The following is a 24505-nucleotide window of genomic DNA, read 5'->3' on the forward strand; positions in this document are numbered from 1 at the left end:
AATCATGCCCCGCGAAATCGCCTTCCATGGCGTGTACATGCCGACCATGTCCCTGATGTTCCTGTTCGCCCTGGGCCTGGCCTGGGGCCTGGACCGGTTCATCGCCAGCCATGACGGCTATCGCTTCTTCTGGCACCCGGCACTGTTGCGCCTGTCGCTGTTCGTCTGTCTGTTCGGCGCCTTGGCGCTGTCGCTCTATTGGTGAGAAACCTTCGATGAAAAAGTTCTTCAGTCTGGTCGCCACCCTGTTGGTGCTGGCCGCCGCCGTGGTGATCGGTCGCCAGTTGTGGCTGCACTACATGACCACGCCATGGACCCGCGACGGCCGCGTGCGCGCTGACATCATCAACGTCGCCGCCGATGTACCGGGCTATGTGGTGGACGTGCCGGTCAAGGACAACCAGCGGGTGAAGAAGGGTGACCTGCTGATCCAGATCGATCCCGAGCATTACCAGCTGGCGGTGGAGCAGGCCAAGGCCCTGGTCGCCTCGCGCAAGGCCACCTGGGAGATGCGCAAGGTCAACGCCAAGCGCCGTGCCGACCTGGACAACCTGGTGATCTCCAAGGAAAACCGCGATGACGCCAGCAACATCGCCAACGCCGCCCTGGCTGACTATCAGCAGGCCCAGGCCGAGTTGGCCGCGGCAGAACTGAACCTCAAACGTACCCAGATCGTCGCCACGGTCGATGGCTACGTGACCAACCTGAACATCCACAAAGGCGACTATGCCCGCACCGGTGAAGCGGTGATGGCGGTGGTCGACGAGAACTCGTTCTGGGTGTATGGCTTCTTCGAGGAAACCAAGCTGCCGCATGTCAAGGTGGGCGACCAGGCCGAATTGCAGATGATGAGTGGCGAGCGCATCACCGGCCATGTGGAGAGCATCGCCCGCGGCATCTACGACCGTGACAACCCCCAGAGCCGCGAGTTGATCGCCGATGTGAACCCGACCTTCAACTGGGTGCGGCTGGCGCAGCGGGTGCCGGTGCGGATTCACATCGATGAAGTGCCGGAGGGGTTCCTGCTGGCGGCGGGGACGACCTGTACGGTGGTGGTGAGGCCTGGCGAGGGGTGACCTGGAATCATTGCCGATGTGCGGCTTCGTTCAGCAACTCATCCCAATCATCCGGAGGGTGGCCGTGGATGAGCATTCTTTTAAAGACCTTGCTGGCTTCGTCGTTTACCCAAGCCAGCACGATGATCTTGCTGGCAGCGTGGTAGCGGAAAAACAATCGATACTGTTGAAAGAACTTTGCCCTGAACCAGTGTTTGCGATCATCGCCGAGCGTTCCGCCTTGGCGATATTCTGCTCTGGTTGGATCTTGCGGGATGATGTCGAACGCTAGTCGTTTGATGGCTACCAGCCGTTTGTACGCATTTTTTTTGGTATAGCCGACAGGGTCTTTAGCCTTTTGCGCTTCCACTTGAGCGCTTAGTGTTGCCAGGTTGGCAAGAAACAAAGGGTGGGCAAATACGCTCCATCCATGAATAACCAAGGGCTTCCTGCTCGCGTCACTCATTCATCATCCGCCGATAGAGGTTGATCCAGATCGACCTCCGTGTCGCCTACGAGTTGATCGAGGCGCGCGAGCAGGCCAGCATCGACAACCTGCAGCCGCTGAGGATGCCGGGCGATATCGTGCGCCAGGAAATCGAGGAACTGGCCCAGTACCGGATCGTCCTCGGTTGCCTCTGCGCGGGTGAGTATCACCCCTCCATCCGGCCGAATCGAGTAATGGATCTTGTCACGTTTTTTCAGGCCCAAGGCGCGGCGCACGGTTTCGGGAACCGTGGTCTGGTAGCGATCGGTCAATGTGGACTCGACGTCGAGGGTAGTGGCCATGAACATTGTCCTCTTGGATCAAGCGATGCAGTCCAAGGTAATGCGAATGCATTGCCTGGTCAATGCGATTGCATTAGCACGCTGATGAGCGGTCAGGCCACTCCGACCAACACTGGCACCTTCACCTGGTCGATCACCTTGGCGCTGATCGACGGGTCGAGCAGCCGCCCCAGTCCAGACAGGTGGCGGTGACCCATGATGATCAACTCGCAGTTCAGTTCCTTGGCTTTGTCGACGATGGCATCGACGGGTTGGCCGGCGACCATGCAGCCGTGGGCCGCGAAACCGGCGGCCTGCAGTTGGCGCATGGCATCGGCTACGGCAGCGTCGCCCAGGCGTTGTTCTTCGCAGGCGGCTGGGTATTCCTCCAGTTCCTCGGCGGTGTAGGGGGCGGGTTTGTCATGCACGGCGAAGGTCGAGTCGATGGCCAGCAGCACGTGCAGTTCGTGCTCGTCGGGGCGGCAATAGCGCAGGGCCAGAGCGAGCAGGGCGCTGGCGGCGGGGGAGGCATCGATGGCGATCAGGACGGGATGGGGCATGCGGGATCCTTGGCTTGGGCTGGCTGATGTGCTTGTAGGTCCGGCCTTTTCGCGGGCAAGCCCGCTCCCACAGGAACTGCACAATGCCCAAGTACCTGTGGGAGCGGGCTTGCCCCGCGAAAGGGCCGGACCTGCCAATGCTTCATTTAAGGCCTAACACGGCCCGTGAATAAATGCCCCCCCACGCACGAGCGCATTACATCTGGCGCAATCGTCCAGCTGTTACCATTGCCTTTCCCACAGCTGTCACGGAACACGGCCATGCAACTCCCGGACATGAACCTGCTCGTCGCGCTCGACGCCTTGCTCGATGAAGGCAGCGTGGTCGGTGCTGCGCAGCGCATGAACCTGAGCCCGGCGGCCATGAGCCGCACCTTGGGGCGTATCCGTGAGGCCCTGGGCGACCCGATCCTGGTCCGCGCCGGTCGCGGCCTGGTGCCTACCCCCCGGGCGCTGGCCTTGCGCGAGCAGGTGGCGGCGCTGGTGGAGCAGGCTGGAGAGGTGTTTCGCGGCGCGGGTGAGGTCGACCTGCCGAAGCTCGAGCGCGCCTTCAATATTCGCACCAACGACCTGTTCATCGCCCTGTACGGCGCGCCACTGCTGCGCCGCATGCACGAGCAGGCGCCGCGCACGGTGCTGCGCTTCGTGCCGGAAAGCCCGGGCGGAGACGACGACAGTGTGCTGCGCGACGGGCGGACCGATCTGATCATCAGTTCCACCGTCGACCTGGGGCCGGAGATCAAGGTGCAGAGCCTGTTCCAGACCTGGTACGTGGGGCTGGCACGGCGTGATCATCCGATCTTCGAGGAGCCGATCACCCCGCAGAGCTTTGCCTGTTATCCACAGATCAGCGTGTCGCGGCGTGGTCGGGCCAATGGGCCGATCGACGTGGAGCTGGCCAATTTCAAGGTGCAGCGGCGGGTGGCATTGATCACGCCCAGCTTCCACTCGGCACTGTTCTCGCTGCCGGATTCCGACCTGCTGCTGCCGATGCCGGCCAACATCCTCAACAGCGTACACAAGCTTGGCTTGCCGCTGCGCTCGTTCGAGATTCCGGTGCCGCTGGAGCGGGTCAACGTGTTGCAGGCCTGGCACCCGCGGTTTCACAACGACCCGGCGCATCGCTGGTTGCGTCAGACGTTGAAGGCGGTTTGCAGTGTCGATCCTTGAGTTTTGCTGCGGTCATAACGGCCTATTCGCGGGCTTGCCCGCGAAGCAGACAGTGCCGGTTCACTTGGATTGCGCCAGACGCAACTTAAACCTTCCGAGAAGTCAGTTTTCGTAAGCATTCGACCTTCTTAGACTTGTCCAGCCTGAAAATTATTGCTGGAGATGTCTGTTCATGAGTGCGTTGTCCACCCCCTCCGCCGCGACTGCCGCTGCGCCTGCGCAGGCGGCTTTTGGCCTGCGGGTGGTGGTCGGCCTGCTCGGGGTGTTGCTGGCGGTGCTGTGCGCCGGCCTCAACGAAGCGGTGACCAAGATCTCCCTGGCGGATATCCGCGGCGCCATGGGCATCGGCGCCGACGAAGGCGCCTGGCTGTTGGCGGTCTACAGCGCAGCCTCGGTGTCGGCCATGGCCTTCGCCCCCTGGCTCGCCACGACGTTCTCTTTGCGCCGCTTCACCCTGACTGCGATTGCCGTGTTCGCCGTGCTTGGCCTGCTCCAGCCCTTTGCTCCCAACCTGCACAGCCTGATGCTGCTGCGTATCGTCCAAGGCCTGGCCTCCGGCGCCCTGCCGCCGATGCTGATGAGCGTTGCGCTGCGATTCCTGCCGCCGGGCATCAAGATCTATGGCCTGGCCGGTTATGCCCTGACAGCCACCTTCGGCCCCAACCTAGGCACGCCTCTGGCCGGGCTGTGGACCGAATACGTCGGTTGGCAGTGGGCGTTCTGGCAGATCATCCTGCCGTCTGGCCTGGCTATGTTTTGCGTCGGCTGGGGCCTGCCCCAGGACCCGCTGCGCCTGGAGCGCTTCAAGCAGTTCGATTGGCGCGGCGTGCTGCTCGGCCTGCCGGCCATCAGTTGCATCGTGCTCGGCCTGTCCCTGGGTGACCGCTGGGGCTGGTTCGATTCGCCGCTGATCAGCTGGTTGCTGGGCGGCGGCCTGCTGCTGTTGGTGTTGTTCATGTACAACGAATGGTCCGAGCCGCTGCCGTTCTTCCAACTGCGCATGTTGTCGCGGCGCAACCTGAGTTTCGCCCTGGTGACCCTGGCCGGGGTGCTGATCGTGCTTTCCGGCGTCGGTACCATCCCGTCGGCGTACCTGGCACAGATCCAGGGCTATCGCCCGGCTCAGACCAGCCCTCTGATGCTGCTGGTGGCCATGCCGCAACTGATCGCGCTGCCGCTGACTGCGGCGCTGTGCAACATCCGCGCGGTGGACTGCCGCTGGGTGCTGGCGGTGGGCCTGGCGCTGCTGGCAACCAGCTGCCTGGGCAGCAGCCTGCTGACCTCCGAATGGATCCGCGGCGATTTCTACCCGTTCTACCTGTTGCAGGTGTTCGGCCAACCGATGGCGGTGCTGCCTCTGCTGATGCTGTCCACCAACGGCATGAGCCCCCAGGAAGGGCCTTTCGCCTCGAGCTGGTTCAATACCGTCAAGGGCCTGGCAGCGGTGGTCGCCGGGGGGCTGATCGATGCCCTCGGTACCTTGCGCCGGCACTTTCACTCCAACCACCTGGTGGACAGCCTGGGCAATGCACCGCTGATCGACGACAACGCTGCCGGCCTGGCCAGACGTATCCACGACCAAGCCCTGGTGCTGACCTCGGCCGACCTCTACCTGGTCATGGCCGGCGTCGCCGTGGCCTTGATCTGCCTGATTCCTTTCGTGCCTACCCGGGTCTATCCGCCGCGTGCGGTGGGTTGAACGCCGGATGAATTCGAGACCGCTGAAAATGAACCACAACCGCAAGACAATCGTGATCGGCTCGGTGATCGCCGTGGCCGTACTGGCGGGCCTGATCGGCCCATGGATCTTTGGCAGCGACCGGCGCCAGAGCACCAACGACGCTTATGTGATCGCCGACTACACGGTGGTCGCGCCCAAGGTCGCCGGCTTCATCAAGGAGGTCCTGGTCGAAGACAACCAGCAGGTGAGCGCCGGCCAGTTGCTGGCGACCATCGACGACCGTGATTACCAGGCCGCGCTCGATGCCGCCCAGGCCCAATTGCTGGTGGCCAAGGCGCAGAGCGCCGATGCCCGCGCCACCCTGGACCGCCAGGGCTCGCTGATCGTCCAGGCCGAAGCCGCGGTGAAAGCCGCCCAGGCCGAGGCGGCCTTCGCCGATCACGAGGTCAAGCGCTATAGCCGCCTGGCCGAGCAGGGCGCCGGCACTGTGCAGAACGCCCAGCAGGCGCGCAGCCGTGTCGACCAGGCTCGGGCACGACTGGCCAATGCCCAGGCGGCGCTGGTGGCGACGCGCAAACAGGTCGACATCCTCAGCGCCCAGGTGGCCAGCGCCGATGGCCAGCTCAAGCGTGCCGAAGCCGGCCTGGAAAAAGCCCAGTTGGATCTGTCCTACACCCGAATCACCGCGCCGGTGGACGGCATGGTCGGCGAGCGAGCGCTGCGTGTCGGCGCCTTCGTCAACCCAGGTGCGCGACTGCTGTCGGTGGTGCCGTTGCAGCATGCCTACGTGGTCGGCAACTTCCAGGAAACCCAGCTGACCCACGTGCAGCCGGGCCAGCCAGTGAGCATCAGTGTCGATACCTTTGCCGGCCAGACCCTGCATGGGCATGTCGAAAGTATCGCCCCGGCCACCGGGGTGACGTTCGCCGCCGTCAAGCCGGACAACGCCACCGGCAACTTCACCAAGGTGGTGCAGCGCATCCCGGTGAAGATCGTCTTCGATGACGGCCAGCCTTTGCTCGAGCGCCTGCGCGTGGGGATGTCGGTGGAAGCGACCATCGACACCCACGGCGACACGCTCAAAGGCACGGAGGTCACTGCTCGATGAAGCCCGCTCTGCGTCTGAGCCCGGTGCTGTTCGCCATCGTACTTGCCGGCTGCACCCTTGGCCCCGATTTCCAGCGCCCCGACAGCCAGGCGCCGCAACGCTGGTTGCCCTTGCAGGGCGAGGCGGCGGCGAGTCAGCCCCAGGCCGAACCGCTCGAACTGCGCTGGTGGGACAGTTTTCACGATGCGCGCCTGAGCGCGCTGATCCAGCGTGTGGCCGAGCGTAACCTGGACCTGCAGATGGCCAGCGCGCGCTTGCTGCAAAGCCGCGCTCTGCGCAGTACCGTGGCTTCCGAGCAGGCGCCGTCGGTGGATGCCAACGTCGGTTACAGCCGGGCGCGCAACAGCGCCGAAGGCCTCAGTGACCCATCCGGGCATGCCGGCAAGTCGGCTTTCAACCTGTGGCAGGGCGACCTGGTCGCTGGCTGGGAGCTCGACCTCTGGGGCCGTGTGCGGCGACAGGTCGAGGCGGCCGATGCCTCGGTGGAAGTGGCGGAAAACGACCGTCGTGGCGTGCTCCTGGCACTGCTTTCGGAAACCGCTGGCAACTACATCCAGTTGCGTGCGGTGCAACACACTCTGGCGGTCACCGAGGACAACCTCAAAGTCGCCCAGCACAGCCTCGAGCTCTCCGAGGATCGGCAGGCCGAGGGCGTCGCCACTCGCCTGGACGTGGCCCAGGCCAGTGCCCAGGTGGCCTCCATCGAGGCGCGCCTGCCGACCCTGCAGGCGCGCCGTGACGATCTGATCAACGCCCTCAGCCTGCTTGCCGCAGAGCCGCCACGCAGCCTGCAGGCTGAGTTGCTGGAGGGCGGCGATGTACCGACGCCGCAGCAGACCTTCGCCATCGGCCTGCCATCGGAGCTGGCTGAGCGACGCCCCGACATCCGCCAGGCCGAGGCGCGTCTGCATGCCGCCACGGCCAGCATCGGCGTGGCCAAGGCCGACTTCTACCCGAGCATTCGCCTGTCCGGCAATGTCGGCTTCCAGGCCATGCAGTTGGCGGACTTCGGCGCCTGGGATTCTCGCCGCTTCGCCTTTGGTCCACAGCTGTCGTTGCCGATCTTCGAGGGTGGCCGGCTCAAGGGCACCCTGCAATTGCGCGAGGCGCAGCAGCAGGAAGCCGCGCTGAACTATCGCAAGGTGGTGCTCGGCGCCTGGCATGAGATCGACGACGTGCTGCGCTTGTACAACGCCAGCCAACTGCGCCGCGATCACCTGGCCGAGGCCGTACGGCAGAACCGCATCGCCCTGGAGACCGCCCAACGTCAGTACGTCGAAGGGGCCGTAGACTTTCTCAACGTGCTGAGCGTCCAGAGCGCGTTGCTGGCCAGCGAGGAACAGTGGATCGACAGTTCGGCGGCGGTAGCCCAGGCGCTGGTGGGCCTGTACAAGGCCCTGGGCGGCGGCTGGCAAGCGTTCGACGAGCAGCCTGCGCAAGCCTGATCGAGGACGCCGCGATGCATCTGGCTTTGAACGGCAAACGCGCAGTGGTGTGTGGTGCCACCTCGGGCGTGGGCCTGGCGACCGCCATTGGCCTGGCTGGAGCGGGTGTCGAGGTGGTGCTCATTGGTCGCAGTCAGATGGCGGTCGATGCTGCGCTGAAGGCGGTCCGTGAGCAACTGCCGAAAGCGCGGATCATCGGCATCGCGCTGGATCTGGCCACTGAAGCGGGCACGCGGACACTGATCGAACGCGTGCCGCACACCGACATCCTGATCGATACCCTCGGCGTTGGCGAGGTGCTGTGGCGCCATTACATCGTGGGCATGGCCGAGCGCGGTTGGGGGCAAGTGATCCTGCCTGCCGACAGCGCGCTGCCGGACTTGGCCGAGGTGGCTGTGCATGGCCTGCCGAAGGGTTCGCCCGCAGAGGTGGCGGCGCAGGTGGTGGTACGGGTCTCCTGCTAGAGCGGGCGCGTGAGCCCGAAGCGTTTGCGCAGGACGGCGTCCAGCACGCGCTGCGGCAGTAGGCGCGCCAGCAGAGGCAACGCTGTGCTGCCATTGCCCAGGCGCACCAGCGCCGGTGCCGGGTTCTTGCGTGTAGCCGCCAGCACGCCCTGGGCGAATACTGCAGCAGGGGTCGGTTTGTCCTGCGAAGCGCGGGCCCGGGCCTCGACATAGCTGCGCAACGGCCACCATGGCGAGTCGGCCGCCAGTACCTGCGCCGCCTCGCGCTGGGCATTGCTGGCGAACTGCGAAGCGATGGCGCCGGGCTGTACTTCCATTACCTGGACGCCGAACGGCGCCAGTTCCAGGCGCAGAGCATCGCTGAGGGCGTGTACCGCGGCCTTGGATGCGCAGTAGGCACCGGCGAACGGCGTGACCAGCACGCCCGATACGCTGCCGATGTTCACCACCAGACCGCGTGCCCGGCGCAGCAGCGGGAACAGGGCGCGGGTCACGCCGACCAGGGCGAAGACATTGGTTTCGAACTGCTGGCGCATGGCGTCCACACCGCCGTCGAGCAAGGGGCCCATGGCGCCATAGCCGGCGTTGTTGATCAGTATATCGAGGCGGCCATGTTGCGCTTCGAGCTCCTCGGCCAGGCGCGCCAGGGCATCGCTGTCGTTGACGTCCAGTTGCCGGGCGGTGAAGCCGGCGTTGGCGAGTATTTCGACGTCTTCGGCCTTGCGGGCGGTGGCCCAGACGTCATGGCCGGCATCGCGGTAGGCGTCGGCCAGGGCGCGGCCGATGCCGCTGGAACAACCGGTGATGAGGACGGTGGGCATGGAAGCGCGCCTGTGGTTTGGGGCTGTTGTGTTTCTGTGCCGGCCTCTTCGCGGGGCAAGCCCGCTCCTACAAGGTACCTGTGGGAGCGGGCTTGCCCCGCGAAGAGGCCGGCACAGACACTAGGAAATCTAGTTGGCAAACGTACCTTGCAGCCGTTCAGCACGAAACTCAAGGGTCTGTGGCCGGTACCCGGACCGCAGCGGCGGCAGCGGCAGGCAGTCTTTCCACTGCGCTCCAGGTTGCAGCTCGCCTGGCCCGCGATAGCGCGGCGCGTTATAGGTATTTTCCGCCAGATTCACACTGTCGCCCGGCGCATAAGCCGCCACGCGCCAGCGCAGTTCGATGAGTGGCACGTTGTTGCCGTTTGTCATCTGCACCTGCAACGCTCGATCCGCAGGGCACTGATCAGGGGCATAGCTCAGGCGCAGGTCCAGGCGCGCAAGGCGTGAAGCCTCGCGGTTGTCTTGCCAGGCGACGAACAGCGCGACCAGGGCCAGGCCGCACACGGCCGCCATGGAAATCGGCAGGGCCTTGGCCGGGTAGCGCAGCAGCAGCACCAGCCAGGTGAGGATGAGAAAGGCACCGATGATCATGTTGGGCGGATTCCATTCGGGTCTCGAATCATCTTGGAGCGGCAAGTCATAAGCTGCAAGCTTCAAGCTTCAAGCCACAAGCAAAAGCGGGACGGTGGTGAGCCCACACCTGTAGGCTCCCCACCGTCCCGCTTTCGCTTGCAGCTTGCAGCTTGCAGCTTTACTGCGCGATGGTCTTCACCGAAACGCCACGCTCGATCGGCGTCGAGGTCCGCCCGTAGACATCCTCGAAGCGCTCGATGTCATCCTCGCCCAAGTAGCTGCCCGACTGCACTTCGATGATTTCCAGCGGGATCTTGCCGGGGTTGCGCAGACGGTGGACCGAGGCGATCGGAATGTAGGTCGACTGGTTCTCGGTCAGCAGGAACACGTTTTCGTCACAGGTCACTTCGGCAGTGCCCGACACCACGATCCAGTGTTCGGCGCGGTGGTGGTGCATCTGCAGCGACAGGCTGGCGCCCGGCTTGACGGTGATGTGCTTGACCTGGAAGCGGCCACCCATGTCCACCGAGTCGTACGAACCCCACGGACGGTAAACCTCGAGGTGGTTCTGGGTTTCGCTGCGGCCCTGTTCGTCGAGGGTCTTGACCATCTGCTTGACGCCTTGGACCTTGTCCTTGTGGGCGATCATCATCGCATCCTTGGTCTCGACCACGACGATGTTCTCCAGGCCGATCACCGACACCAGCTTGCCGTTGCCGTGGATCATGCAGTTGCGGCTGTCCTGTACCACTACGTCACCCTTGGTGACGTTGCCGTCGGCATCCTTGTCGTGCACTTCCCACAGCGAGGACCAGCAGCCCACGTCGCTCCAGCCGGCCGACATCGGTACCACGCAGGCGCGCTGGGTCTTTTCCATCACCGCGTAGTCGATGGAGTTGTCCGGGCAGCAGGCGAAGGTGGCTTCGTCGATGCTCAGCACATCGCCGTCTTCGGCGCTGCGCTCCAGAGCCAGCAGGCAGGTGTCGTAGATATCCGGATCGTGCTTCTTCAGCTCCTCGAGGAAGCGGCTGGCACGGAACAGGAACATGCCGCTGTTCCAGAAATAACCGCCGGTCGAGACGAATTCGGCGGCACGCTTCTCGTTGGGTTTCTCGACGAACTGGGCGACCCGCGCCACGCCTTCGGGCAGCAAGGCGTCCTGGACCGAACGGATATAGCCGTAACCGGTTTCCGGTTTGGTCGCCGGCACGCCGAACAGCACCAACTCGCCGTTTTCGGCAGCCACGGTGGCCAGGGCCAGGGCACGTTGCAGGGCCTTCTGGTCATCGATCACGTGGTCGGCGGGCAATACCAGCATCAGGTCGTCGCGGCCCTCGTTGACCAGCTTCATGGCGGCCATGGCCACTGCCGGGGCAGTGTTGCGCCCGAACGGCTCCATCATGATGCCTTGGGTCTCGAGCTTCAGGGCGTCGAGTTGTTCCTGGACGATGAACTTGTGATCCTTGTTGCAGACCACCAACGGCGCGTCCATGCCTTCGAATACCAGACGCTCGAGGGTTTGCTGGAACAGGGTGTGTTCACCGGTCAGGGCCAGGAACTGTTTGGGGAACTGCTTGCGCGACAGAGGCCACAGACGCGAACCGCTACCACCAGAAAGAATTACCGGGATCATCATGTTTCTCCAATAAAAGTCGTTTAGAGGCAGGGGGATCAGTTGCTAGCCACGGGGCGAGTTACCCACACCGGCGACAAGGCGTTGCCGGAACCGGTTACATACAGCACGGCCGCTTCGCCGCGCTCCAGAGCGACGGGTTTGACGTCGCCGACTTTCTTGTCTCCTGCGTACAGCGCCATGCTGACCTTGACCGGGTTGATTTCACGCTGACCAGTGCCCTTGGCCGCTACCGGCTTGACCACTTCGGTCTTGCCGTCAGCGGTCTTCAGGCTCAGTTGCTGGTCGCTCAGGTTCTGCACGCGAACCAGGGCCTTCTGCTTGTTCTTGAATGGCGCTTCCTCGATCAACTGCGGGGCACCGTTGGCGTTGTTGACCAGGGTGTAGTACTTGTCCGCGGCGAGCTTGACCGGCACGCTCTTGCCAGCGACCTGGGCGGTGTAGTCACCCCCTGGGAGGAAGCTGAAGTCGCTGCTGGACTGGGCGCCCACCTGCTTGATCTGGGTATTGCCGACGGTGGCGGCGGCTGGCGCGCTGGAGGCGTTGTACAAACGCACGAAGGTCGAGCCTTTCGGTGCGCTCGGGCCATACAGGGCGGCGTCGGCGCCGGCAAACGCCTGCATGGAAGCGAGAGACAGGCCTGCCGCGAGGGTGAGGGCTTTGGCAATGGAAGTATTGGTGGTCATGTGCGTGTTCCTCTCTATCAGTGGCTCGTCTGGTTGGACGACAGCGCCAGGTTTTCATCGGATTTACGGGTACCCTTCAGCTGCGCGATCCATTGCGGATCGAAGCTGCTGAGGTCGTTTTTCATTGGCAGATAACGTTCTGGGAATTCCCACACCACCACTTGTGGTGCGGCGTTCTTGAAGGCGTCGCTTTGCAGGTACTTGAGCATCGGCAGCAACGGGCCGTGGCCGTCTTCGGCGTAGTTGGCGACGTCGCTGTGCAGCGCCTGCTGTAGCGCGCCAAGGAAGTTCCAGTGCGGATTGGCGCTGTAGCTGGTACCCACCAGCGCTACCGGGATCTGGGTGTCGGCGAACAGAGCGTCGCCGCCTGCTTCGTTGCCCCCGGCCGGACGGGTCGAGCGTTGTTGCAGGCTGTCCGGCGGCGGCAGCAGGTCGCTGAACAGCGGATCGAGGGGCAGGAAGTTGGTCAGGTCGCCTTTGTACGGGGCCGTCTTGCCGGCGTCGGTGACGAAGGCCTGGGGCTCGCCGCTGAGCATCTTCTGGCGACCGACCGCTTCGGCCAGTGCCTGTGCCGCCACTTCGGCGCCCATCGGCGTCCAGTGGGTATCGGTGCGCAGGAACACCTGACCCCGAGCCTTGGCCTGCTCCAGCGGGGCCATCAGGTCGGGGGCGAACACGTTGGCCTGGCGGGCCTGGGCGTGGAACTGGTTGTACAGGTCGTCGTGCAGGCTGGCCGGTTGCTCCTTGCCAAGGTACTCGGCGTAGACCCGCGCCTTGGCCGGGACGATCGCCAGCACCAGCTGGCTGCCGTGTTTGCGCAGGGTGTCACGCACGCCCTGGATCAGCGCCAGGTTCTCCTGCATCAGTTGCTCGGCACCGGCGGTCGGCTTGAACTCCTCATCGCTGAACAGCCACTGTTCGCGGCCCAGGACCACGCCGGGGCGGCCTTCGTTGAATAGCTTGAAGTCCAGCGCTGCCCAGAGGTTGGTGCCCAGGCGCTTGATCGGGAACTGCTCGTCGTAATGGGTCTCGGCGGCCTTGGCCAGCTTGCCGTTGAGCAGGGTCATCTGGCTGGTGCGGTTGAAGCTTTCCAGGCCGCCGACCGACCAGGCGCCGAGCCCGACCAGCAAGCCGAGGAACGACAGCGAATAGGTGATGCGTAATGTCCGGGTCATGGTCGTCAACCTCAGAACTGGAAGTACAGGAACGGCGAGTAGCTCTGCGCCGAAAGTTTCAGGATCGAGGCGACGAACAGCAGCAGGATCAGTGCGCGGGTCATGACCCGGGTCCAGTCCAGACCGATCGAGCCGTCGGCATTGACCTGCGCCGGCGTACGCACGGCGGCGGGCGGCGTGGCGTTGCGGTAGAAATCGCGCAGGCCGAAGAACGCCAGGGTGAGATAGGCGATCACCAGGGTCGCGACTTGCAGGCCGGTGAGCTGGGAACGATTGAGCTCCGACAACTGCCACTCACCGAAGCTGAACATGGCGCCATACATGCGGGCGGCGACGTGCAGGTTCTCGGCGCGGAAGATCACCCAGCCGACCACCACCAGGAGGAAGGTGAACGCCCACTTGATCGGGTTGAAGCGCTGCGGGTTGGTGTCGATGCCCAACGCCCGCTCGATGGCCAGCCACATGCCGTGCCAGGCGCCCCAGATGATGTAAGTGAAGTTGGCACCGTGCCACAGGCCACCGAGCAGCATGGTCAGGAACAGGTTGCGGTAGGTGTTGAAGGTGCCTTTGCGGTTGCCGCCCAGGGTGATGTACAGGTAGTCGCGCAGCCAGGTGGAGAGGCTGATGTGCCACCGGCGCCAGAACTCGGTGATCGACTGGCTGATGTAGGGCTGCTTGAAGTTTTCCATGAAGCGGAAGCCCATCATCAGGCCCAGGCCGATAGCCATGTCGCTGTAGCCGGAGAAATCGAAGTACAGCTGCGCGGTGTAGGCCAGTGCCCCTAGCCAGGCGTCACCGGTGGTCGGGTTCTGCAGGGCGAAGCAGTGGTCGGCGACCACCGCCAGGGTGTCGGCGATGAACACTTTTTTGATGAAGCCCTGCATGAAGCGGGTGCAGCCTTCGGAGAACTTGTCCAGGGTGTGGGTGCGGTTGTTGAACTGATCGACCAGGTCCTTGAAGCGCAGCACGGGGCCGGCGATCAAGTGCGGGAAGATCGCCACGAACGCCGCGAAGTCGATCAGGTTGCGCGTGGCTGGGGTATCGCCGCGGTAGACGTCGATGATGTAGCTGATCGACTCGAAGATGTAGAACGAGATACCGATCGGCAGCAGCACGTGGGTGAGGATGAACGGCTCCAGGCCGAACGAAGTGATGATCGCATTGAGGCTATCGACGCCGAAGTTGGCGTACTTGAAGTAGCCGAGGATCGCCAGGTCGATGCCCACGCCCAGCAGCAACCAGCGCTGCGCAGGCTTGGTGCGCACGCCGGCGGCGCCGACCTTGAGGCCGATCCAGTAGTTCCACAGCGTCACCCCGGCGAACAGCGCCAGGAAGTCCACTCGCCACCAGGCGTAGAAGATGTAGCTGGCGACCAGCAACAGCAGGTTGCGATAACGTTGCCCGCTCAGATAGTACAAGCCGAGGAAGATCGGCAAGAACAGGAACAGGAACACGTTGGACGAGAAGACCATCCCGGTTCTCCTAATTGTTCACAGCACAGGGCAAAGCGCCCCCCTAACCCCCCACGGCAAAACGCGGAGGGCGACCAATATTTCCTCCAGGAGCGGAGTTACCCGCTCCTAGAGGGGTGTTGCGTTACTTCTTGAGCTGCGCATTCGGGTCGTAGACCCGGGTCAGATCACCGCCCAGACGGAAGCTGTTGAACGGCTGCATGCCGTGCTTGCGCTGCTGGGTGTCACCGACGCACTGGTACAGCGCGCACCAGGGTTCGAGCCAGGCGTACTTGCTCTCGACCTTGAGGTCTTTCATGTCCTGTTTCACCCCGGCCCGCTGCGCGAAATGCTGCGGGTCGCGTGCGCCGGCCAGCACGCCTTCGCCCAGGCGCTGCAAGGCGAAATTGTTTTCGCTGCGCAGATCGACACCGTTGGCCTTGGCGAAACTGGCGATCATCGCCAGTGGCGGCAGGGCGTAGTTGTGGTAGGCCAAAGCGCGTTGCTTGCGCTTGATTTCGTTGGGCAGGAAGCCTTGATCGTCGACCTGGTTGGCGCCGATCTTGTATTCCTTCACTGCCCAGTCGAACAGATCGCGGCGGTCGGTGGCCACGGCGGTGGCCATGACCGACCACGCCGCCCAGTAGCTATGGTTGTTGATCTTCTCCAGCGGCAGGTCGCTCCAGTCGCGCACGGTCTGCTCGGCCAGGCGGGCGAACCATTTCTCGATCAACTCGGCCTCGGCCTGGTGCGCCGCCAAGGGCTGGGACTTGGAGAATTTCAGGCGCAACCACGAACCGCTCATGCTGCCCAGGGCCCATTTGCGCATGGACTTGCCGGTGTGGTTGTAGTCGGTCGACAGCAACGCGCCAGCGCGTGCCCAGCTTCCGAGCCAGGTCAGGGTGCAGTCGAGTTGTGCGGGGCGGCCGTCGCGCATGTACTGCCCGACCATCTTGCTCACGCCTTTCTCCAGCGTGGTGATGTCGGCGGTGGAGTCGCGGAAGGCCTTTTCCGCAGCTACGTTGAGCGTCGAGCGGGCCTTGTCCGAACCTTCGTACTTGCTGCGGAACTGCAGCGGACCGGTATAGGGCGTGGGTGCGGCCTCGCAACGGAAATTACCGTCGCTGGTCTTGATCTTCTCGATGCCTTCGTAATAGCCCTGGGGTGGCACCAGCGCTGCCTGGGCGGCGCCGCCGAACAGCGCCAGGAGCAGCAGGGAAGGGCACGCGATTCGCTTGATTGGATTCATGCTGACCTCACTGGCTGGCCTGCGCGGTCTGCGCCGGCACAGCGAAGTTGTGGCGTTTGCACAGCTTGGCTTCGACTTTCTGGGTGCCGTTCTCCGGCCCCTGAACCTCGAATGCCAGCAGGCTCTGGTCGGCCCAGTCCTCGTCTTCACGCATCTGGAAGACGAAGCGGCCATTGGTGTCGGAGGTTTCCGGCTTTTCCAGCTTGATGTCTTCGTGGCGGCCGTTGAGGTACCAGAGGGTGGCTTGCATCACCTTGACCGAAGGGTCCTCGAACTTGACGTCCATCTGCAGATTGCGATTGACCAGGTTCTTGATGACGCCGCCCTTACCGTTGACCATCAGTTCGTTGGTGCCGGGCTTGAGCGTCTTGCTCGCGCTCATCAATGCCGGGCGTGCATCGCAGCCATCGTCGAGCAGGGCGAGGATCTGTCGCCAGATGGTTTCCTGGTCCAGGCGATACAGGGGCGAGAATTCCCAGATGAGGATCTTCGGTGGGTGGTTCTGGAATTCCTCGCTGCCCAGGTACTCGATCATCGAGCCTTCCAGGCCGCCGCCGGGGAAGGCGACGTTGAGCACATCGGCACCGATGTACTGTTCCAGGAATCCGGCGAAGTTGTAGTTCTTGCCACTGTGGCTGGTGCCCACCAGGGTGATCTCGGCGTTGCCCGCGTCGCCGAACAGATCGTCGCCGCTGGCCTCGCCGCCGGCTGTCGCCTTTGGTTCGGTGGTGAACTGATCCATGTACTGGATGGCGTAGCGGGTGCCGCACAGTTGCCCGGCCACGTTGTGCAAGGTGCCGGTCTTGCCCATGCGGCCGGACACGTGGGTTTCGAATTCCTTGCGCGGGATGCCTTCGAAGGCCGGCATCTGGTGCACGGTATCGGCCACGATCTTGGCTGCGCGCTGGGCGCCGTAAGGGGTCCAGTGCTGGTCACCACGGAAGTAGAAATCCTTGCCCTGGTCGGCGGCGGCCAACTGCTCGTTGGTCAGCGGCGACAGGTCAGGCACGTTGTAGCCCATCTTGGCGAAGCGCTGGAGCATGGCCTTGTAGTTGCCCAGGGCCTTTTGATAGTTGAAGGCGGCTTTCTCTTCAGGCTTGAGCATGTTGCGGTTCACCAGCCCGCGGGTCGGCTGATAGACGACCACCAGTTCCACGCCGCGCTTCTTGAAGGCATCGTGCACCTGCTGCAGCCGCTTGTAGCCGCTTGGCGTGGTGTCGAACTCGGTGCGCAGGTCTTCGCGGGTACGGAACAACCAGTCGCCCTGGGCTTGCACCAGCGTGGTGAAGTTCTGTTGGTAACGGGTGGTGTAGCGGCTGGCGTCATGCGCCTCCGGGCACAGCTGGCAGCAGGGCTCGGCGGTGAAGGTCGGTGCCTTGACCTCGTCGGCCTGCACGCCTTGGCTGATGGCCAGCAGTGCGGCGGACAGGCCCAGCAGTTTCATCAGGTGTGGAGTCATGGTCTGGGCTTCCTTAATCGATCATTTCGGTCTGGCGTTCGACCGGGTCGATCAGCACGGCTTTCTGCTGGCGCACCAGCAGGTCGAGAATTTCGTCCTGGCGCTCGCCCAGCACGCCATTGAGGGAAATGCCGCTGGCCTTGCGCGGGGCGAGCATCTTCACCTTGTACAGTTCGACCGACAGCGGTGAGTCGATGGACAGGGGGCCGGAGCCGTTGGCGACCAGCTCGCCACCGACCACGATCAGCGACACCTTGGTGTCGAACGGATCGAGGGCGATGTCGCGGTCGGTGTCGGACAGGTCCTTGATGTGGCCGTAGATGCCTACCAGGCCATTGGCGAAGGCGACGTTCTCGTAGACACGGATGTTCACGCTGTTACGCACGCGGATGCCGTGGCGGCGGTTGTTGATCAGCTTGTTGCCCCAGATCAGGTTGTCGCCGCTTTCGTACAGGGTGATGCCGTCGGTGTGGTTGCGGTAGATCTCGTTGTAGGCGATCAGGTTGTTGACGCTGTTACGGTCGATCACCACGCCGGAGAGCTTGTTGTCGAAGCTCTTGTTGTTGATGATCCAGCTGTCGTTGACCTCACGCGAGACGATGATCCCGTGCTTCTTCTTGGTGCCGTACACCGTGTTGCCGGCGATGATCAGGCGGTGCGAACGGTCGTGGGGGTCGATGCCGTAGACAATGTTGTCGTGGTAGGTGTTGTCCTTGACCACGAAGTCGGACGTCTCGTAGCAGTAGAAGCCGTACCACATGTCGCTGAAGGTCGAACCGATGATCCAGCCGGTGGGCTCGGTGCGGCCCATCTGCTTGGCCATGTTCGGCGTGTACTGCGAGATGCTCACACCATAGGACTTGGACTTGGCATAACCGAAGCTGGCCATGGTGGTGTTGACGATGTAGGTCTCGGTGCCGCCCCATGACAGCAGGAACGGGCGAAATGCCTTGGGCGTCTGGAAGGTCGCAGGGCCGTTGGCCTTTTCGCGCCAGCCGGTGACCTTGGTGTCGGTGACGAACAGCTTGCCGTCATTGACCATGAACGCGCCGCCTTCCTCGGACAGACGCAATTCCTTGACCTTGCCATTGATCTCGAGGATGCCTTTGTGGCCGACCACGATCGGCAGGCGCGCCAGGTAGACGCCCGGCTCGACTTCACGCAGGTATTGGTTGGGCACCTTCTTGCTCAGCTCGACCAGGTCGATATGGCCGTCGTCGACGAAGATCGCCTGTGGGATGCCATGCTGGCGCTGCACCCACTCGGCTGCCTTGTTGTCGCCACCGACGAATTCCTTGAGGGTGTCCTCCTGGAACATGCGGCGGATGCTGACCTTGCCCTTGTGGCTGCGGTCGATCTTCTTCTGCACCGCTTCAGCGGTGTAGCCGCTGAGGTCGGGCAGCTTGGGTGGGTCCAGGTGCAGCGGCTCGACCGGCGCGGAAGACACCGTGTAGGTCTTGGCCTGCTGCAGTTCCTTGGCGATCACCGCAGGTTCGGCGGCGACCGCCAGGCCGCTGGCCAGCAGCAGGGCGCTGGCCAGAAGGCTGTGTCGTAGGTGCGGGTGAAGGTTCATGACAGGTCCTCTCCCGGCGTCAGAAGCGCCAGATCACATCGACGAAGGCGCGGTGCATGTACGAGTCAGCTTCCTTGCCGTAGGCATCGCCTGGCTTGAACACGCCGGCGCGCAGGCGCACCAGGGCCGATGGCTCGTCGATCGCCTGGCTCATCGAAGCCGGCAGCAGGCCTTGCTTGAAGTACTTGGTGACGACCACGTCCATTTCCTGGCCGAGGTCTTTCTCGCCATCGACCAGCGAGCGGTTCACGCCGTTGTCGTCGACCACGGCGTTGATGCCACTGGAGCCGATGTTCTGGTGGCCGTCGACGCGCCAGAACTTGTGGTAGATGACGCTGGCGTCGTAGTCCTCGCGCAGTTGCCAGGACGCGAACAGCGTGGCCGCCTGCAGGTTGCCGAGCTCGCCGCGGAAGGCTTCGCCGAAGCGGTGCACACGCGAGCGGGTACCGGTGAAGTTGGAGCGGTTGCTCTCCAGGCCGGTTTGCTCGAAGTTGTTCGAGCCATCGTCACCACCGCCGCCGCTACCACGGGCGTAGGCCGCGCCGACCTGCCACTGCGGGTCCAGGCGCAGGCGGATGCCGAGGTCGGTGGCCCAGGCGTTGACGTCGCCGCTCTGTTTGCCGGTGGCGACCCGGTCGTCCCCAACCTGTTGGGTGCTGAGGGTGTCGCGGTCGCCGGTCAGCCAGGTGACGCTGCCCCAATAGTTGATGGTGTGGTCGTTGCGCCAGTTGTAGGCGTCGCTGTTGGCTTCCAGGCCCAGCCAGGTGAGGTCGCCGGTGCGGGTCTTGTCCAGCCCGTCGACGGTTTCGCCTGGGTTCTTCAGGCTGCCGCTGTCATGGGTATGGTGCGCACGCAGGCCGACCCAGTGGCCAGGTGTCCATTGCGCGGCGACGTTGCCGTAGACGTGGGTGCGGTCCTTGTCTTCGGGGGCCAGTTCGGTCAGGTCGGTACGGTATTCGCTGAAGCGCTGCGCCACGCCCAGGTCGGCCTTGAGCAAGGTGGTGTCGAAGGTCCAGTTCAGCGCTTCGATGTTGGTGTCGCGCCACATGCCGTCGTCGCTGCGCAGACGCTGGCGACCCAGGCGCAGTTGCTCGCCCGGGTAGGCGGTGAGGCCGCTGTAGCCGATCCAGAATTCGCGCATGGCGAGGTAGCTCTTGTCCTGCTCGCGACCGTCGACCGAGGTGTCGGTGCGGGTGCCATCGTCGTTCTGGCGCAGGGTGTCGGTCTCGATGGTGTCGGTGGCGGTGACCGCCTGGCCCATCGCATAGGCGCTCCAGTTGCCGCGCTCGCCATACACCCAAGGGCGCAGGTCCAGGCCCAGGCCATTGACGTCACCGCCGGAGCGGGTGCCCAGGTCGCGATCGTCTTCGGACTGGCCGGTGATTTTCACGTCCAGGCCGAAGTTCTTCTGGGCGGTCATGTCTGCAAGGGTCGGGCACGACCACAACAGGGCGAAGCTCAGGCCAATGCCGGCTTTCACGAAGGGGTTGAGCGTCATAGCGAGTCCTCACCATCTACTGCTTGGTCGTCTTGAACGGCCTCGAGGGCCAGGATGCTGTTGGCGCCTTGGGCCATGCTGCCGCGGGCCTTGGCTTCCTGCTCCAGCAGGCGCTCAGCCTGGCTGCGTTGCTCGGGCGTGAGTTGGGCGTCGATCTGCTGCAGCAGCTCGGTGGACTGCGGCGTCGGGTTGAGCTGCGAAAGCTTGGCGAACACCCAGGCATTGGTGTTATCGGTGCGCACGCCACGGCCTTCGGCGAACAGCTGGGCCAGGGCGTAGTCGGCGCTGTTCTGGCCGCCACGGGCGGCGATCAGCAGGTGATCCACGGCCTTTTGCGGCTCGACGTTGCCCAGATAGCCACGGCGGTAAAGCTGGCCGAGGTAGTAGTGGCCGCTGAGTTCACCGGCATCGGCTGCGGCCAGCAGGTGCTGTTCGGCTTTCTGGGCATCGGCCGGTACCAGCTTGCCTTCGTAGTAGAGGCGGCCCAGCAGCAGCTCGGCGCGCGGCTGTTCGGCTTCGCGGCCCTTGTCGATGTAGGCCATGAGTTGGTCGGTATCGCCCAGCTCAGGGAAGTCGTAGAGCAACTGTGCCAGGCTGACCCAGGAGGCCGGATTGACCGGTGCCACCTGCTCGAGCAGATCCTTGGCGGTGTTCTCGTCGGTCTGGCCGAGGGTGCGGTCGGCCAGCACGCGGGCGACGCTGTCGACCCGCGATGCAGGGACCAGGCCACGGGCGTAGGCGGACTTGAGCTGGCCGAGCAGGGCAGCTTGCTGTTCGGGCTGGGCACGTTTCTGGTACACGGTGGCCAGTTCGACGTAGCAGATGTCGGTGGTGCTCAACGCCGCTTTGCAGATCTGCTCCACTTCAGCCAGGTGCTGGTCGTAGGTGCCCTGGGTGCGATACAGCAGCACCTGGGCCAGACCCGCTTCCGGGTTGCCGGCGGCGCGCCACTGATCGATCTGTTGCTGGGCGTTGACGTTGGGGAAGCTCTGCGGGTACTGCAGGTAGAGCATCGCCAGCGGCACCAGGGTATTGCCTTCACCCTGTTTGGCAGCCAGTTTGAGCAGGGTTTCGGCCTCTTCACGCTCGGCCTGGGTGGTGTCGGGTTTGGCCACCAGCAGGCGGCCGAGGCGCGCCTGGGCACGGGACGAGGTGGCGGCGGCCTTGCGGTAGGTGGCCTCGGCTTCACGCATCTGCTCAGGGTCGCGCGAGGCGACCTTGACATCGGCCAGGCCGACTTGTGCATCGCTGTAGCCGAGGTCGGCCAAGGCCTTGTAGTTGCGCTCGGCCAGGGCGGTGTCACCGCGCTTGAGGGCCTCGTTGGCCAGGCGCTGGTCAGGCAGGCCGGCACAACCGGCCAGGGCGATGGCCGTGGCCAAGGCACAGAGGCTCAGGCTTGCGCTTTTCTTGTAGGGAATCATCTCGGGATCCTCTTACAGACCACGGGCCATGGCTTTGTCGATCAGCCAGTCGAGCGACGGACCACGGTCACTGCTGACGGCGGCTGGGCGTCCGGCCAGTTCGGCCGGCAGGGTGTCGTCAGGCTTGATCTGCACGCGGATATCGGCGGCCAGGTTTTCACTGTCCAGGCTGCTGCTGTTGACGACCTGGCCGGTGCGCACGGCGTCTTCGCCGGCCACCTGGAAGTTGACCCGGGTGCCTGGTTTGACCTTGTCGAACTGGCGGTAGCTGAAGCGTGCCTCGACCATGGCCGTGGTGGTACGCGGCACCAGTTGGAAGATCGGCTGACCCTTGGCGGCGTATTGGCCATCGTCCACCAGTTGACGCGAGACCACGCAGTCGCACGGGCTGGTAAGGGTGCCCGACAGCTGTTTGCCGAACAGTTCCTCGATCTTCGCGGGCTCCAGCTGCGAGTCGCCCAGGCCACCTTTGAGCATGTCCAGCATGCTGGTGGTGAAGCTCGCCAATGGCGCGCCCTTGGCAACCTGACCGCCGCTTTGCACCAGGCTCTGCACGGTGCCGTCGCGCGGCATGGTGATGTTGGTGGTGGGGACCGCGACCACGCCGGCTTCGGCCTGGCTGACGAAGTACATGCCGTACAGCGATTTGGCGACGAAGCCGAAGGCGGCGACACCGATGACGAACACGCCCAGGGTTACGCCGACGGCCTTGATCCGACCGAAAGCGGACAGGCCGCTACCGGTATCCTTCTGCTTGCGTGCCTTGGTGAAGTTGTCGCGCTGCAAGGTGCTGAGCACGTCGCCGATGGTGATCAGTTCACCGGACAGGTGACTGGTGATGATGTGGCGCAGAGTCGAGATATCGCGGGGTTCGAGGTTCTGGAACTGGGCTCCGGTGCGGCCATCGGCGACGTTGTAGGAGCGCACCTGGAACTCGATGTCCATCGACAGGCCGAGGTTGTCGACCACGAACTGCAGACGTCCGCGCAGTACTTCGCCGATCGAGAGATGCCGTTTGGTATGGAAGCTCAGGCCACCGGCGGAGAGGTCCTCGACCTTCACCTCGTGGGCTTGGCGCTCGCTGTCGAGGAAGCGCAGCTTGGCGGGAATGCGCACCCGGGCGTGTTGGCGCTGGGCTTCGGACTCATGCACGACGTTGACGTTCACGGCGGTATTCATGGTGTTTGTTCCTGTTAGTTCCGATCCGGTTGGGCTCATACGACCATGAACAGCACAGCGACGAAGATGCTGGCGGCCGAGAAGGTCATGGTCCGCGAGGACCAGGTGTTGAACCATTGTTGAAAACTGGCGAGGTCTCGCTTGAGGGCAGTCGGTTGGCGGGTCCAGGACTGCTTGTCGAGGCGGAAGAAGACGTAGATTTTCATCAGCGCGCCGACGATCTGGTTGTAATAGAGAATCAGCGGGTAGGCCGGGCCGACTTCGTGGCCGGAGCACAGCAGCATGATGGTCAGGATCAGGCGGGTGATGCCGATCCACAGCAGGTACACCAGCAGGAAGCCGAGACCGAACTTGAGGCTGGCGATCACTGCCACGGTCAGGCCGAGCAGGCTGGTCCACATCGACACACGCTGGTCGAACAGCACGATGCTGGTGAACAGACCCAGGCGGCGCAGGCCAAGGCCCAGGGCGCGGGAGTTCTGCCGCAGGTTGTTGCCGTACCAGCGGTACATCAGCTTGCGACTGGCCTTGAGAAAGCTCTTCTCAGGCGGGTGTTCGACCGTGTTGATGGCGGCATCGGGTACGTAGAAGGTGTCGTAGCCCAGGCGCATGAGGCTGAACCAGCTCGACTTGTCGTCACCGGTGAGGAACTTGAAGCGGCCCAGGCGCCAGTGCATCAGCGAGTCGCTTTCGACGTCGGCGATGAACTCGGGGTTGGTCACGACACTTGCGCGGAACATCGACATGCGACCGGTCATGGTCAGTACGCGCTTGGACAGGGCCATCGAGCACATGTTGATGTGGCGCTGGGCGAAGCGCAGCTTGTGCCACTCGCTCATGATGTAGCCGCCGCGCACTTCGCAGAATTCGTTGGTGGTCAGGCCACCGACGTTGGGGAACAGCTTGAACCACGGCACGGTCTTGCGCACCACGCCTTCGGCCAGCACGGTGTCACCGTCGATCACGGCGACCACGGCGTTCTCGTCGGGCAGCATGCGCGAGATGGCACGGAAGCCGTAGGCCAGGCCGTCACGCTTGCCGGTACCGGCGATGCGCACGATGTCCAGGGTCACGTGCTCGGGCGGGTTGTACTTGGCCCACAGGCTCTTGACCAGCAGTTCATCGGACATCTCCACCAGCGAGCAGACCACGGTGGTGGGGAAGCCGCAGTCGATCGCCTCGCGGATCACCGAGCTGTACACCTGGGCGGTGGTCAGTGCTTCGATGCGGAAGCTGGTGACCATCAGGTACACATGCGATGGGTCGGCGGACTTGCCCATCTTGCGCACCTTGCGGCGCAGGTACGGGTACACCGCGTAGAGGAAGATCATGCCGCGGATGAAATGGGTGGCGCCCATGGAGTAACGCCAGATGCCGACCGCACCGACCAGGAAGATGAAGTGCTTCGACTGCGAGTCGAAGATATCGGCGGGCAGGGCCAGGGCGAGCAACATGAGCAGGCTCATGTAGGCCAGCCAACCGGCGCACTGCAACAGCACTGTCTGGAGCCTTTGCATGTTCAGCATCCGTCGA

At 63.9% G+C, this 24505-nt stretch carries 23 protein-coding genes; 7 read left to right on the top strand and 16 right to left on the bottom strand.

Annotation, left to right across the window (positions count from 1 at the left end):
- Positions 1–4 precede the first annotated feature (4 nt).
- Both KY379_RS08395 and KY379_RS08400 read left to right on the top strand, forming a co-directional pair.
- Positions 5–205: a DUF1656 domain-containing protein gene (locus KY379_RS08395; protein WP_133330012.1), complete on the top strand. Its 201-nt coding sequence runs from the start codon at positions 5–7 to the stop codon at positions 203–205.
- Positions 206–215: 10 nt separating this feature from the next.
- On the top strand, positions 216–1076 hold the full coding sequence (locus tag KY379_RS08400) for an HlyD family secretion protein (RefSeq protein ID WP_133329732.1): 861 nt from the start codon (positions 216–218) through the stop codon (positions 1074–1076).
- 7 nt (positions 1077–1083) lie between these two features.
- On the opposite strand, the gene KY379_RS08405 is transcribed toward KY379_RS08400, so the two are convergent.
- From KY379_RS08405 to KY379_RS08415, 3 genes are all read right to left on the bottom strand, one after another.
- Positions 1084–1521 (bottom strand): type II toxin-antitoxin system YhaV family toxin, encoded by a 438-nt coding sequence (locus tag KY379_RS08405; protein WP_261239633.1) that lies wholly within the window; start codon positions 1519–1521, stop codon positions 1084–1086.
- Positions 1518–1844: a type II toxin-antitoxin system PrlF family antitoxin gene (locus tag KY379_RS08410; protein WP_261239632.1), complete on the bottom strand. Its 327-nt coding sequence runs from the start codon at positions 1842–1844 to the stop codon at positions 1518–1520. The genes KY379_RS08405 and KY379_RS08410 overlap by 4 nt, the downstream gene beginning before the upstream one ends.
- Positions 1845–1936: 92 nt before the next feature.
- The gene (locus KY379_RS08415; RefSeq protein WP_261239631.1) at positions 1937–2383 is read right to left on the bottom strand and encodes a universal stress protein; all 447 of its coding nucleotides are present in this window, start codon (positions 2381–2383) and stop codon (positions 1937–1939) included.
- Between the two features lie 261 nt (positions 2384–2644).
- On the opposite strand from KY379_RS08415, the gene KY379_RS08420 reads away from it, so the two are divergent.
- The 5 genes from KY379_RS08420 (at position 2645) to KY379_RS08440 (ending at position 8251) form a co-directional block, all read left to right on the top strand.
- Positions 2645–3553, top strand: coding sequence for a LysR family transcriptional regulator (locus KY379_RS08420; RefSeq protein WP_133329740.1), 909 nt, complete (start codon positions 2645–2647; stop codon positions 3551–3553).
- A gap of 172 nt (positions 3554–3725) precedes the next feature.
- The gene (locus KY379_RS08425) at positions 3726–5252 is read left to right on the top strand and encodes an MFS transporter (RefSeq protein WP_133329742.1); all 1527 of its coding nucleotides are present in this window, start codon (positions 3726–3728) and stop codon (positions 5250–5252) included.
- 28 nt (positions 5253–5280) lie between these two features.
- Positions 5281–6342: an HlyD family secretion protein gene (locus KY379_RS08430; protein WP_196171520.1), complete on the top strand. Its 1062-nt coding sequence runs from the start codon at positions 5281–5283 to the stop codon at positions 6340–6342.
- Positions 6339–7787, top strand: coding sequence for an efflux transporter outer membrane subunit (locus KY379_RS08435; protein WP_133329746.1), 1449 nt, complete (start codon positions 6339–6341; stop codon positions 7785–7787). The genes KY379_RS08430 and KY379_RS08435 overlap by 4 nt, the downstream gene beginning before the upstream one ends.
- A 14-nt stretch (positions 7788–7801) precedes the next feature.
- Positions 7802–8251 (top strand): SDR family NAD(P)-dependent oxidoreductase, encoded by a 450-nt coding sequence (locus KY379_RS08440; RefSeq protein ID WP_196171522.1) that lies wholly within the window; start codon positions 7802–7804, stop codon positions 8249–8251.
- Here KY379_RS08440 and KY379_RS08445 read toward each other — a convergent pair.
- The 13 genes from KY379_RS08445 to alg8 all read right to left on the bottom strand — a co-directional run bounded on the left by KY379_RS08445 (position 8248) and on the right by alg8 (position 24489).
- Positions 8248–9072, bottom strand: a complete 825-nt coding sequence (locus KY379_RS08445) for an SDR family oxidoreductase (protein ID WP_261239626.1) — start codon at positions 9070–9072, stop codon at positions 8248–8250. The two genes, KY379_RS08440 and KY379_RS08445, sit on opposite strands and share 4 nt — an antisense overlap.
- A 129-nt stretch (positions 9073–9201) precedes the next feature.
- A complete protein-coding gene (locus KY379_RS08450) occupies positions 9202–9666 on the bottom strand; it encodes a multidrug transporter (RefSeq protein ID WP_133329752.1) in 465 nt (154 codons plus the stop codon).
- 160 nt (positions 9667–9826) lie between these two features.
- The gene (locus KY379_RS08455) at positions 9827–11281 is read right to left on the bottom strand and encodes a mannose-1-phosphate guanylyltransferase/mannose-6-phosphate isomerase (RefSeq protein ID WP_261239683.1); all 1455 of its coding nucleotides are present in this window, start codon (positions 11279–11281) and stop codon (positions 9827–9829) included.
- Positions 11282–11319: 38 nt separating this feature from the next.
- The gene (locus KY379_RS08460) at positions 11320–11967 is read right to left on the bottom strand and encodes an alginate O-acetyltransferase AlgF (RefSeq protein ID WP_261239625.1); all 648 of its coding nucleotides are present in this window, start codon (positions 11965–11967) and stop codon (positions 11320–11322) included.
- 17 nt (positions 11968–11984) lie between these two features.
- Positions 11985–13142 (bottom strand): alginate O-acetyltransferase, encoded by a 1158-nt coding sequence (locus KY379_RS08465; RefSeq protein WP_261239624.1) that lies wholly within the window; start codon positions 13140–13142, stop codon positions 11985–11987.
- An 11-nt stretch (positions 13143–13153) separates the two neighbouring features.
- Positions 13154–14614: an MBOAT family O-acyltransferase gene (locus KY379_RS08470; protein ID WP_133329758.1), complete on the bottom strand. Its 1461-nt coding sequence runs from the start codon at positions 14612–14614 to the stop codon at positions 13154–13156.
- A gap of 124 nt (positions 14615–14738) precedes the next feature.
- The gene (locus KY379_RS08475; protein WP_133329760.1) at positions 14739–15842 is read right to left on the bottom strand and encodes a mannuronate-specific alginate lyase; all 1104 of its coding nucleotides are present in this window, start codon (positions 15840–15842) and stop codon (positions 14739–14741) included.
- Between the two features lie 7 nt (positions 15843–15849).
- A complete protein-coding gene (locus KY379_RS08480; protein ID WP_133329762.1) occupies positions 15850–17301 on the bottom strand; it encodes an alginate O-acetyltransferase in 1452 nt (483 codons plus the stop codon).
- Positions 17302–17314: 13 nt separating this feature from the next.
- The gene (gene algG / locus KY379_RS08485; protein WP_196171524.1) at positions 17315–18874 is read right to left on the bottom strand and encodes a mannuronan 5-epimerase AlgG; all 1560 of its coding nucleotides are present in this window, start codon (positions 18872–18874) and stop codon (positions 17315–17317) included.
- 19 nt (positions 18875–18893) lie between these two features.
- Positions 18894–20372, bottom strand: coding sequence for an alginate export family protein (locus KY379_RS08490; protein WP_133329764.1), 1479 nt, complete (start codon positions 20370–20372; stop codon positions 18894–18896).
- Positions 20369–21793, bottom strand: coding sequence for an alginate biosynthesis TPR repeat lipoprotein AlgK (gene algK, locus KY379_RS08495; RefSeq protein WP_261239623.1), 1425 nt, complete (start codon positions 21791–21793; stop codon positions 20369–20371). Before algK ends, KY379_RS08490 begins: the two co-directional genes overlap by 4 nt.
- Positions 21794–21805: 12 nt before the next feature.
- Positions 21806–22972, bottom strand: coding sequence for an alginate biosynthesis protein Alg44 (locus KY379_RS08500; protein ID WP_196171526.1), 1167 nt, complete (start codon positions 22970–22972; stop codon positions 21806–21808).
- 35 nt (positions 22973–23007) lie between these two features.
- Positions 23008–24489, bottom strand: coding sequence for a mannuronan synthase (alg8, locus tag KY379_RS08505; protein ID WP_165976080.1), 1482 nt, complete (start codon positions 24487–24489; stop codon positions 23008–23010).
- Positions 24490–24505: the final 16 nt, after the last annotated feature.

The organism is Pseudomonas sp. HD6422, assembly GCF_025377065.1.
Taxonomy (GTDB): domain Bacteria; phylum Pseudomonadota; class Gammaproteobacteria; order Pseudomonadales; family Pseudomonadaceae; genus Aquipseudomonas; species Aquipseudomonas putida_U.

Excerpts from the sequence above, each read along its gene's own strand:
- KY379_RS08395 (WP_133330012.1), top strand. The coding sequence starts at position 5 with ATGCCCCGCGAAATCGCCTTCCATGGCGTGTACATGCCGACCATGTCC.
- KY379_RS08400 (WP_133329732.1), top strand. The coding sequence starts at position 216 with ATGAAAAAGTTCTTCAGTCTGGTCGCCACCCTGTTGGTGCTGGCCGCC.
- KY379_RS08405 (WP_261239633.1), bottom strand. The coding sequence starts at position 1,521 with ATGAGTGACGCGAGCAGGAAGCCCTTGGTTATTCATGGATGGAGCGTA.
- KY379_RS08410 (WP_261239632.1), bottom strand. The coding sequence starts at position 1,844 with ATGGCCACTACCCTCGACGTCGAGTCCACATTGACCGATCGCTACCAG.
- KY379_RS08415 (WP_261239631.1), bottom strand. The coding sequence starts at position 2,383 with ATGCCCCATCCCGTCCTGATCGCCATCGATGCCTCCCCCGCCGCCAGC.
- KY379_RS08420 (WP_133329740.1), top strand. The coding sequence starts at position 2,645 with ATGCAACTCCCGGACATGAACCTGCTCGTCGCGCTCGACGCCTTGCTC.
- KY379_RS08425 (WP_133329742.1), top strand. The coding sequence starts at position 3,726 with ATGAGTGCGTTGTCCACCCCCTCCGCCGCGACTGCCGCTGCGCCTGCG.
- KY379_RS08430 (WP_196171520.1), top strand. The coding sequence starts at position 5,281 with ATGAACCACAACCGCAAGACAATCGTGATCGGCTCGGTGATCGCCGTG.
- KY379_RS08435 (WP_133329746.1), top strand. The coding sequence starts at position 6,339 with ATGAAGCCCGCTCTGCGTCTGAGCCCGGTGCTGTTCGCCATCGTACTT.
- KY379_RS08440 (WP_196171522.1), top strand. The coding sequence starts at position 7,802 with ATGCATCTGGCTTTGAACGGCAAACGCGCAGTGGTGTGTGGTGCCACC.
- KY379_RS08445 (WP_261239626.1), bottom strand. The coding sequence starts at position 9,072 with ATGCCCACCGTCCTCATCACCGGTTGTTCCAGCGGCATCGGCCGCGCC.
- KY379_RS08450 (WP_133329752.1), bottom strand. The coding sequence starts at position 9,666 with ATGATCATCGGTGCCTTTCTCATCCTCACCTGGCTGGTGCTGCTGCTG.
- KY379_RS08455 (WP_261239683.1), bottom strand. The coding sequence starts at position 11,281 with ATGATCCCGGTAATTCTTTCTGGTGGTAGCGGTTCGCGTCTGTGGCCT.
- KY379_RS08460 (WP_261239625.1), bottom strand. The coding sequence starts at position 11,967 with ATGACCACCAATACTTCCATTGCCAAAGCCCTCACCCTCGCGGCAGGC.
- KY379_RS08465 (WP_261239624.1), bottom strand. The coding sequence starts at position 13,142 with ATGACCCGGACATTACGCATCACCTATTCGCTGTCGTTCCTCGGCTTG.
- KY379_RS08470 (WP_133329758.1), bottom strand. The coding sequence starts at position 14,614 with ATGGTCTTCTCGTCCAACGTGTTCCTGTTCCTGTTCTTGCCGATCTTC.
- KY379_RS08475 (WP_133329760.1), bottom strand. The coding sequence starts at position 15,842 with ATGAATCCAATCAAGCGAATCGCGTGCCCTTCCCTGCTGCTCCTGGCG.
- KY379_RS08480 (WP_133329762.1), bottom strand. The coding sequence starts at position 17,301 with ATGACTCCACACCTGATGAAACTGCTGGGCCTGTCCGCCGCACTGCTG.
- algG (WP_196171524.1), bottom strand. The coding sequence starts at position 18,874 with ATGAACCTTCACCCGCACCTACGACACAGCCTTCTGGCCAGCGCCCTG.
- KY379_RS08490 (WP_133329764.1), bottom strand. The coding sequence starts at position 20,372 with ATGACGCTCAACCCCTTCGTGAAAGCCGGCATTGGCCTGAGCTTCGCC.
- algK (WP_261239623.1), bottom strand. The coding sequence starts at position 21,793 with ATGATTCCCTACAAGAAAAGCGCAAGCCTGAGCCTCTGTGCCTTGGCC.
- KY379_RS08500 (WP_196171526.1), bottom strand. The coding sequence starts at position 22,972 with ATGAATACCGCCGTGAACGTCAACGTCGTGCATGAGTCCGAAGCCCAG.
- alg8 (WP_165976080.1), bottom strand. The coding sequence starts at position 24,489 with ATGCAAAGGCTCCAGACAGTGCTGTTGCAGTGCGCCGGTTGGCTGGCC.